Origin of the sequence: Maribacter sp. MMG018 (genome assembly GCF_018100785.1) — a bacterium.
Classification (GTDB): Bacteria; Bacteroidota; Bacteroidia; order Flavobacteriales; family Flavobacteriaceae; genus Maribacter.
Genome location: NZ_JAGJEC010000005.1, coordinates 190408 through 200744 on the forward strand (window position 1 = coordinate 190408; position 10337 = coordinate 200744).

10 protein-coding genes are annotated in these 10337 nt (G+C 38.9%); 2 read left to right on the top strand and 8 right to left on the bottom strand.

Annotated features, from left to right (window positions below; all coding sequences use genetic code 11):
- Positions 1-12 precede the first annotated feature (12 nt).
- Positions 13-1533: a 2,3-bisphosphoglycerate-independent phosphoglycerate mutase gene (gene gpmI / locus J8L85_RS16820; protein ID WP_211019246.1), complete on the bottom strand. Its 1521-nt coding sequence runs from the start codon at positions 1531-1533 to the stop codon at positions 13-15.
- 235 nt (positions 1534-1768) lie between these two features.
- Here gpmI and J8L85_RS16825 point away from each other — a divergent pair, with 235 nt between their 5' ends.
- Both J8L85_RS16825 and J8L85_RS16830 read left to right on the top strand, forming a co-directional pair.
- Positions 1769-2161, top strand: coding sequence for an ankyrin repeat domain-containing protein (locus J8L85_RS16825; RefSeq protein WP_211019249.1), 393 nt, complete (start codon positions 1769-1771; stop codon positions 2159-2161).
- 296 nt (positions 2162-2457) lie between these two features.
- Positions 2458-2841, top strand: coding sequence for an ankyrin repeat domain-containing protein (locus J8L85_RS16830; protein ID WP_211019251.1), 384 nt, complete (start codon positions 2458-2460; stop codon positions 2839-2841).
- Between the two features lie 108 nt (positions 2842-2949).
- Here J8L85_RS16830 and J8L85_RS18110 read toward each other — a convergent pair whose 3' ends face one another.
- From J8L85_RS18110 to J8L85_RS16860, 7 genes are all read right to left on the bottom strand, one after another.
- On the bottom strand, positions 2950-3117 hold the full coding sequence (locus J8L85_RS18110; RefSeq protein ID WP_348771775.1) for a DUF6747 family protein: 168 nt from the start codon (positions 3115-3117) through the stop codon (positions 2950-2952).
- A gap of 162 nt (positions 3118-3279) precedes the next feature.
- Entirely contained in the window at positions 3280-4047 is a 768-nt protein-coding gene (locus J8L85_RS16835) for a M48 family metalloprotease (protein ID WP_211019252.1), read from the bottom strand.
- Between the two features lie 40 nt (positions 4048-4087).
- Positions 4088-4822 carry a M15 family metallopeptidase gene (locus J8L85_RS16840; RefSeq protein WP_211019254.1) on the bottom strand — a complete coding sequence of 245 codons (735 nt, stop codon included), beginning with the start codon at positions 4820-4822 and terminating at the stop codon, positions 4088-4090.
- A 122-nt stretch (positions 4823-4944) separates the two neighbouring features.
- Entirely contained in the window at positions 4945-6108 is a 1164-nt protein-coding gene (locus J8L85_RS16845) for a gliding motility-associated C-terminal domain-containing protein (RefSeq protein WP_247656706.1), read from the bottom strand.
- 22 nt (positions 6109-6130) lie between these two features.
- Complete coding sequence (locus tag J8L85_RS16850) at positions 6131-7582, bottom strand: hypothetical protein (protein ID WP_211019256.1); 1452 nt, start codon at positions 7580-7582, stop codon at positions 6131-6133.
- 103 nt (positions 7583-7685) lie between these two features.
- Entirely contained in the window at positions 7686-8759 is a 1074-nt protein-coding gene (locus tag J8L85_RS16855; protein WP_211019258.1) for a hypothetical protein, read from the bottom strand.
- A 3-nt stretch (positions 8760-8762) separates the two neighbouring features.
- Positions 8763-10337: hypothetical protein (locus tag J8L85_RS16860; protein WP_211019260.1), on the bottom strand; the 1575-nt coding region annotated here is incomplete at its 5' end.

Sequence of the window (10337 nt, forward strand, 5' to 3'; positions counted from 1 at the left end):
TTTAGGGATAGGTTAATCTACTAACGAATTTTGTGTCATATAAGTTGATTTTTCTATACCCATCATTTTTAAGATGGTAGGGGCTATGTCTCCCAAGACACCATCTTTTATGTGTTTAATATCCTTGTCTACTAAAATTAACGGAACTGGATTTGTAGTGTGGGCCGTATTGGGGCTTCCATCTGGGTTAATCATAGTTTCGCAGTTTCCATGATCTGCTATTACAATTACAGAGTAGTCGTTTTCGATAGCTGTGGTAATCACATCTTTTGCACATTTATCTACCGTTTCACAAGCCTTTATGGCAGCTTCCATTACACCGGTATGACCCACCATGTCAGGGTTCGCAAAGTTTAAACATACAAAATCTACCTCGCCTTTCTTTAATTCTGGAATAATGGCGTCACGTATTTCGTATGCGCTCATTTCTGGTTGCAGATCATAAGTGGCCACCTTTGGTGACGGACATAACAAACGTTTTTCTCCTTCGAAAGGAATTTCTCTTCCTCCATTAAAGAAAAAGGTAACATGCGGATATTTCTCGGTTTCGGCTATGCGAATCTGTTTTTTACCTGCTTTTGATAGCACTTCACCAAGGGTTTCCTTTATGTTTTCCTTGTCGTAGATTACATGCACTCCTTTAAAGGAATCATCGTAATTGGTCATGGTGACATAATACAGGTTCAATTTATGCATATTTTGTTCGTGCATATCCTCTTGACTTAAAACCTGTGTTAACTCACGACCTCTATCTGTTCTAAAATTGAAAAAGATAACAACATCTCCTTCTTGTATTTTTGAAACGGGATTACCGCTGTCATCCGTCATCACGATGGGTTCAATAAACTCGTCTGTTTTTCCGTTGTCATAACTGGCCTGAATGGTTTTCGAAATATCGGTAGATTTTTCACCTACGGCATTCACCATTACATCGTATGCCTTTTTTACACGTTCCCAACGTTTATCCCTATCCATGGCAAAGTACCTGCCTATTACACTGGCCAATTGTGCATGTTTGTCGGAGCAGAACGAAACTAAATCAGTCAAGAATTTTTTTCCACTTTTGGGGTCTACGTCCCTTCCGTCGGTAAAGGCATGTACATACATTTTATCAAGACCAAAATCATTACCGGCAGATATTAAACCTTTTAAATGATCAATGTGGCTGTGTACGCCACCATTGCTCAATAGGCCTAAAAAGTGAACTGGTTTATTGTTTTCCTTTGCATAGGTAAAGGCGTCTTTTAAAACCTGTTCATCTTTAAGGGTGTTGTCTTTTATCGCTAAATTTATTTTGGCCAGGTCTTGGTACACAATTCTTCCTGCGCCAAGGTTCATATGCCCCACTTCGCTATTTCCCATTTGGCCTTCGGGTAGCCCAACGTTCATACCATCTGTTAGTAGGTTCGCATTTGGATATTTTGTATATAAACTATCAATAAATGGAGTATTGGCTTTGTCTACCGCAGAAACTTGTGGGTCGGGAGATTTTCCCCAACCATCTAAAATCATCAAGATTACCTTCTTATTCATCTTCGTCTTTTATGGGATAAAATTATAATTATCAAAAATAGTATGATTTACTAAGTATAACTAGTATATGGTTTTTCTTTTTAGGTTATAATAGCATGATTATGATTCTTTTAACCATTAAGGTGTAAAGTGTGTTAAAATTTAGTTATTTAAGTGTTAATAATGTAACATTTTACAGGCTTACAAGTCTTTTCTTGTACAATCAAAATCTATTCATCAATTAAATTCATTCATCATGAAAAAAACAGTTTTAACGTTATCTATGTTCTTTATGGTTATGGGTGCTGGTCTTATGGCTAGCGAACCTAGTGTAAATCCTAAAAATGAAACCAATGAAATTTTAACATCTATTGAAATCAGTTCTTTTTGTAAGGCGGTCATGCAAGGTGATATCGACACCGTCCGGCGTATGATAGAGCTTGGTGAGGATATCAATAGAAAATCTTTGGGTATGACCCCCGCTATGTTTGCGGCAAGATATAACAAGGTGGATGTTTTAAAGTTGCTTATAGATAAAGGGGCAGATTTAAAAATAAGAAGTAACAAAGGCTTTTCTGCGATGAAATATGCTGAATTGTCGAATGCCAAAGAAGCCATGGCGGTATTGGAAAATGCAATTGGGAGTTAATTTCCGGAGAACTCTATAAAAAGGCCCCCATACCATTTTGGTATGGGGGCCTTTTTAATTTATATGGTTTTGTTGACGATGATGGAAAGTTAAAATAGTGGTTGTGCTTAAGGTTTGTTTTTTTAGTGTTGAAGAAAGGAGGTAGAAATTATTGTGCGATTGGTTGGTAGTGGAACAGATACAGAGTTGTATTTGTTAAATATATATTATATTTTATAGGATATGTTATAATGATAAATTTTAAGGTCTATTTTTATTTATAATTTAAAAAACAACGACAATCAAATAAATTAATTATGAAAAAATCAATTTTAATGTTATCGCTAATATGTGTTTTTACCTGTGTAGGTACATACGCAAATACGGTGTCTTTTGCTAATGCGGAGATTACTACCGTTTCTTTAAAGGACAAAATCAACGAGCTATGTAAAGCTTCCATGCAAGGAGATGTGGATCAGGTTAGAAGCCTGATCGCTTTGGGAGAAAAAGTAAATGAAAAATCTTTAGGGCTTACCCCGGCGATGTATGCCGCAAGATACAATAAGTCAGAAGTACTAAAGGTTTTGATTCTTAATGGTGCCAATTTAGATATAAAGAGCGATAAGGGGCATACGGCCAAAGAATATGCCGAAATGTCGAATGCCAAGGATGTTTTAGAGGTTATCAATGCTAATTTTTAGGCAGAGAAATATAGCAAATAAAAAAGGCTCATTGGTAAACCCAATGAGCCTTTTTTGATTAAAACTAATAATTGTACTCTTAATAGTGTTCAGGTAAAAGAGTGAGCATTAAAAATCAAAACCGTTCATTGCCCTATATGTGAAAGCATAAATTCCCATAAATAACATTATGGCACAAAAAATCGAATAGATTTTTAACGTTACTACCAAGATTTCTGGCTTGCAGTTGTCAAATGCCTCTACATAAAGGTTTCTAAAGTGTGTAAGTGTTCCCATTATAGTGTGTCTGTTTAGATACCAAAAAAAATCGGTATAATTACTAAATCAAAGCTATAAGGGGTAAAGTTCTAGTGGTACTAATTGGTTTGGGAGCGATAAATATATTAAAAAGAATCGGTCATTGATGTAATTTTTCCGTTAATCGGCAAAAATTAACGTTTAAACCTTCCCATTGTATTTTTCGATGGCTTCCTTAATTTTTTCGATTCTGTTTTCTGGGTCTGGATGCGTACTTTGAAACTCCGGAACCCTGTTAGGGCCGGCCGCTGCTTTAAGGATTTCCATAACCTTGATCATCTCATAGGGATCATAGCCTGCTTTTATCATAAAAAGGACACCAAGCTCATCACTTTCAAGTTCATCGTCACGCCCATTGGTCAGCAAAGTGTTTTGTCCTATGTTACCGACTACATCTCCCATATCGGCACCCACAGAGGCTCCCATGGTCAGTGTTTGCCAAAAACTGCTCTCGGCAATACGTTCGGCAGAATGTCTTCCTATTACATGGCCTATTTCATGTCCTAGAACACCTGCTAATTGCGCTTCTGTTAATTGCGAGAAAAGAGCATAAGTTATAAAACACTGGCCACCTGGTAGCGCAAAGGCATTTATGGTCTGATCGTCTGCCAACAAATGAAAATCATATTCGTAGGGAGTTTCTTTGGCAATACTGTTGTTTACCAATTTTTGACCTACTGCATCAACCAGTGCCTGCATCTGTTCGTCAGGATAAAGCCCTCCGTGTTGTTGGGCCATTTCGGGCGCACTTTGCAGCCCAATGGCAATTTCTTGTTCTGGTGACATGTTAATGGTCTGGGTCCTGCCAGTGTATGGGTTCTCTTCCTTGTTACTGCATTTTTGGATAAATGCAAAGGCAACTATGGCCAAGCCAATGAATATTCTGATTTTCCAACTTCCTCTTCTCATGGTATAAGTGTTTTAGTGTAAAACCCAATATACGAAACAGTTATAGAAGAGATCTGTTTATATCCAAAATATTATTCTGTATGTAAGACTTTAAAAAACCAATGGTAAAATGTTCGGCACCGTAAAATTCTTCTTTTTTCAAAAGTGCTACAATGTTCTTACTTCTAAAAGCTTCTAACATTGGAATAGAAATAGGGGCATAACTATAATGCCAAGGCTCATATTTAAAACCTCTTCTTTTAGGGTCGTCCGTATACACTAGATGATAACCGTAGGTTTCGGAATTTTCATCCATCCATAACTTAAAATCCTCAAAAGGTCCTCCAGATTCAAATTTTTCGGGTACAAGTACATCGCCGCTGGTTTTTCTATAACCGTCAATAATATCGGCATCGGTACCCCAGTGGTGTCTGCTTGTGCCGGGTATGGTAGAATATTCGATTATTTTTTCGATGGCCGCCATTGGTTCCATACCATCTTCTTCGGTGTAGCGTAAATATTTTCCTTCGAAAATAGCTTCTTGTCTATAGAAGTTTCGGTAGCTGGAAACGATTTTTAAATCTATACCATCGGAATAGGCCGCTTTTTTCATTTTTAAAAATGCGTCATGGGCTTCTTTTCGAAGGTTGATGCCCTCTCCGTATAATTTAATATCCTCTTTACCCATAAGTTCTAGTATAGAGTATTCCCTGTCTTCCTTTATAATAATGGTAGGTGCCAGTGTCACGGCCAAAGCGGCCCCGCTACTTTTTTTAATAAATGATCTTCGTTGCATTAATTTTGACGTTAATTTAACCTTGTTTGCTAAGAGGGTATTTGGTGTTCGTATTCTTTTGTATAAAATTACTCAATTAATTTTAGATCGTCCGAGTCTGTTGGTGGTCATTGGTATTTGGGTTAATTGTTCTGATAGGTGGTTAGGTATAAATAACCTTGATGCCTAATATTTAGGTCGTTCAGGGTAATAATATAGAAATAGATACCAGAGGCCAAGCCTGAGTTTTTTGCAATGGCGGATTCTCTATTCGAAATACCATTAAACTCATTGTTGTAATTTTCTTTGGAATATACCAATATACCGTATCTGTTGAATATCTGTAAAGAATTGTTCGGGGAACTTTCCACGGCGTCTATGACCAATCTATCATTTATGCCGTCCCCGTTAGGCGTCATATAATAATTGTCTAGTTCTACACTGTTCAGCGTTTCAAGTATATCATTATTTCCTCCTATTGTAATAATCTCATAATCGTTAGGTATAAAGGTGTCAGAGGTAATACTACCATTATCCATATCGCCTTGTACATCTGTATTGCCAAGGTTTTCCCATTCCTTGTTCTCTATGTTCCATCCTACGACCTTTAGGTCTGAAATAAAATCGCCCAACAGGCTTACATAACTTTCTTCGTTCCAGGTCAAGGTAACCTTCGAAGGTAGCTCTCCTTCTAAATGCCAAAACTCATAATCGCTAACGGCAATATATTCATTAGCGGTCTGGTCGGTATTGAACGAGGTTCCAAAAATACTCGGACTATTGGGACTTTCGCGGTAATAAGCACTTTTGGCGTAATCATTTATAGATTGTGATGTTATCGTCAAAGGTCTTAAAACATTGTCTTCGCCAATGGGAAAGGTAAAGGTATCCTTTCCTTGAATAGAGGCATAGCCATCTATAAGTGTGTTGTCGGATTCGCCTACATAGAACGAATCGGTCAAAAAGCTCAAATTAACTTCAGATTGGGTTCTTGGGGTATAAATAATACCAGAAATAAGATTTAGGTTATTTGTAACCCCCATGGTGTTTTCTATGTAGAATCCGTTATCGACGGCAACCTCGGCATCATAAAATACGGGGTTGGAATTTCCGGAGAGCGTCAATTCTTTGTTCGAACTATAAAACCCTACGAGACCTGAATTTTGGTTAAAAGCCCCATCATTGATCAAATCCATATGAAAACCGACCATGGTGGAACCATGAATTTGCATAGAACCATAGTTATGCACCGCTTCTTGTGCCAAGGCCAAGTTGAAAGCAAAAAATATGATAAGTACAAATCTCATAACTCGGTTTTTATACATTTGTTTAATACGCAAATTCAAAGGTTATCGATGTAGCTGAATACCTATTGGCACCACCACTTGTTCTACAGGCCCAAACCAACATGTCGTTTTCCTGTAGTTGAAAATTTACATCTTGATTGTGCATGGAAATACTGGTGCTTCCTCCGGTTATGTTATATGTGCCTATATTGATATAGGTGTTTCCTCTTAATACCGATAAATTAATTTGTTGAATTCCAGTAGGATTTGCATTGAAATCATTTTTCATCACAAATTTTATAAGGGTCTGATTTCGGGCTATGGGTACGCCTGCTATCCCTGTGGTACTATAGTTAGGGGAGGTACTTGTTCCAAGAGCTTGATTCCAATATAGACATAGGCCGTATGTTTGATTCGGAGAATACCAAGTGTTATTATAAAAATATGCCCTGGCCGAAAATGTTTGTGAATATGTTATAGTAGGCGTACCTGGAGTAATTGAATGCCATGAACTACCATCGCTTTGTAACTGTACCACACTATTTGATGGAACAGAGGTCGAATTTGTCCCTGTATTATCAACATAAGTCGAAATGCTGATGGCACTGCTATGGGTGTTCTTGATAATATAGGTACGTCCTTCGCAGGTATTTGCCGAAGGTAATGTGATACTTCTATTCGAGTCTATTAGTACAGTATGGTGTGTTTCATTTAAGGTTAAACTAGAACCAGGTGAAGTAATGGCGGTTGCAACGGAACCATTTACTTCTAAGGTCGAATTGGCCAATTGCCCCGTATTGATGCCCACCCTGGGTAAGGCATTCTGACTGTTGCTACTACCTTGAATCCTAAAAAGCTCTTTTTTAAGTTGGTCCCTATAATCATAACGTTTGAAAATAAAGGGCTCTGCACCATCGTCCCCTATAATAAATTCTACTTCCCCTGCGTTATTGGTGCCCGCTGAACCTATTTCAAAAAAATCGGTCTGTGCGGCACTTCCCTTTAGCCTAAAGTTACCATTGGTATTGGTGAAGAACATTGGTTTATAAAAATCGGCGGCATCTGCCTGAAACTGTAGGGCAGAGGTTCCGTCGTTACCTTTAACGTAGGTCAGGTATTGGTCATTGTCATTGTAATCCGGGTACGACTGGGTAAGGCCCAAAGTTTGTCTTCTTCCGAATTGTAACAGACTAATATTGTTAGATTTTATATCCATCCCCACATCATTCGTTGTTCCTAAAAATGAACCCGAAGATGCGCTGTTTCCGTTTTGTAACCAATTGGAGTTAGAGGTTTTGATCCATGAAGAGCCATCATAAACATATATTTCCTGGTTGTCGGTATTGTAGAGCATTTGCCCTTCTTCCATTCCTGTAATGGCATTGATCTCGGCAGTTGTACCTTTGGTGAGACCAAATAATAGACCGCTTTCAATCTGTCCATAGGTGAAACCAGTGATGAGAAGTAAAGTAAAAAGAAGAAATTGTTTTTTCATATTAATACTATAAATCTAAAATTGTAAATATGGGTACAGAGACCTATGGTCTACTTTTCTGATGTTATCTATTATTTTCAATAACCGGTTGTTCATTTTTTTATTAATTTGATATTGAAACCACGACCTCCTTTTTATTTACCGCCAATAGGGAAATGGGTGATAAATTTGAAATAGTTGCATTGTTCATGGTTCTATTGTCATCTTCCAATGTTGTAAAAGTGTACACCGGATTCGTTCCTGGGTTAGGGTCTATCATATTAACGGTAGTAGTGGTTCTACCGGAATACGTAGTACTGTCGTCCATGTATAATCCACTTCCTTCTCCAATTTCAGTGCCATTTCTGAACACTTTAATATGTGGTTGGGCCCAGTGGTTGCCGGTATTATTCGCTACGGCCATTACATCTATTTTTACATAATCGGGTGTTCCTGTGTATTTAATGGTACTAGCTCCTGAAAATGACCATCCAGAATCCGCTCTTGTTTGACTAACGCTTAGTGTTCCGTTAGAATGTATGTCCGTATCATTTACCTGACCGGCCCATAGGTCTGATTGGTCTACTTTTATAGTCTGTGTTTTTGAATTAAGCTCAAAATAGGCTCCTCCATCAGATCCAGTTTTTAGTTCGTTGTTATTATCTTCTGAAACCACATTTGCAATATATGTTGTCTCGGCTTCATTGATGAAATATATTTTACCGTCATCGGTATTCTGTTTCATCGCCGTTGCTGTTTCTTCAATAGAGCCACCGCCATTACTAAGGTTTATTTTAACGCCCGATTTGGTTAGTTTTTGTATTTCATTGCTATTGTCGGTATCCAAATTGGACGGAATATTTTTAATGTTCGACCAATCGGGAGTAATTTCGCTCTGTTTTACTGATATTGAAGTGCCGCTTAATTGGAGTCCTTTGCCTGCAGAGTATTTGGTATCATCATCTCCATCGGCCAAATCGGCAGGAAGCTGGTTCGTAGTTTCCCATTTACTGCCATCAAACTGATAGACCATCTTCTCGGTAGTATTATAAATTATGGAACCTTCCACCGGATTGCTTATGGCGTTCATTTCTGAGGTGGTCGCACGTGTTAAGCCTAAAAGTAGGGTGCCATCAATTTGGGCAAATGAAATGCCCGAAATCATGAGTAGTAATATTGTGAATGCTATTTTTTTCATCGATTATAGATCTAAAATTGTAAACATAAATTCTGAATCGAATCGACTACGATCGGTGGCGCCATTGTCATTATCACCAATGATAACTTCGAAACTTGTTGCTGTTTGATTGGAGTAGGAGATACCGGGGTCGTCATTTCCTGCGCCGCCACGGCCAGGTTGGGTCAATTGAATAATATAGTCTGCGTCTGAAACGGCACCGGCAGGCAATGTTACTCTATAATATCCGGTACTTAGCCTTGTTACGGTTACACCGGGGGTTGCTCTGGTAACCGTTCCGTTAGAGGCAATTTTACCAATTGCTTTTACAGGATTATAACTGTCTACCCATGCTGTACCCGTTGCAGTGGAACTAAGTACTTGTCCGGTAGTACCGGGAGAATTACTACTGTCCAATACGGCCCCTTCCAATTCTAAGGTTTCATTAACGATAACAGAAGTTGTACCAGAATTCTCTTCCATTTTTAAAGCTTCTGTTCCGCCAACACTAAAACCGATTTCATCATTGTTCGGGCTATACATTCCTGTGTTCGAATCATCCGAGAACCTGTATGATGGTTGCCCGGTGGTTCCATCGGAGTTGTTTAGGCCACTTGTTCTTGTCGCTCCGTTTACAGTTAATTTATTTGTCCCTGATAAAGGATTTCCGATACTTAATCTATTATTAGAGGTATCCCAAAATAATTGAGAGTTGTTCTCTGTTGGTTTTCCGTCCGATCCGGCAAAAAATATAGATCCAGTGGTTCCGGAATGGGATAGATCCGATAATGGGACATCTAAATCACCATTAGAATCAGATATTCTTAAATATTCTGTTCCAGAAACGGTTACTGTAGAAAAAGCGGTATTTACTTCGTTTGTAATACTACCGTCAACTTCGGTAAAATCATTGATAATGTTGTAAGGTAACGATGAAGACCCATCGCCCGTTATAAGTATGCCAGAACCTGCAGTGATTTTAGTCTCAGTACCATCGGCATGCAACGATGATAAATTTGCTACCCTGGTCGTTGCATCGTTTTCAAGTCCAAGCAATAGTTCGTAAGTAGAGCCATTAAAAGCGAATAATTCAACTTGTTGGTCGTCACCGTCTGCAATGTCCGCAGGTACGTTGTTCAAGCTTGTCCACTCGCCATCGAAATCGTCGGTTGAGTCTATATCCAGATTCGGGAACTGATTGTTTACCGCCGTTGCTACTTGTGCATCGGTCAATTGTGTATCGTCATCGCCATCTGCAATGTCCGCAGGAATGTTGTTCAAGCTTGTCCACTCGCCATCAAAATCGTCAGTGGAGTCGGTGTCCAAGTTAGCAGGTACATTACTCAAGTCATTGAAACTACCCGAGAAATCATCGGTAGCATCGGTATCCAAGTTTGGGAACTGGTTGTTCACCGCCGTTGCGACTTCCGCTTCGGTCAGTTGTGTATCGTCGTCACCATCGGCAATGTCCGCAGGAATGTTGTTCAGGCTGGTCCATTCCCCATCGAAATCGTCGGTTGAGTCTGTATCCAGGTTCGGGAACTCATTGTTCATTGCGGTTGCTACTTGCGCATCCGTCAATTGTGTATCGTCATCGCC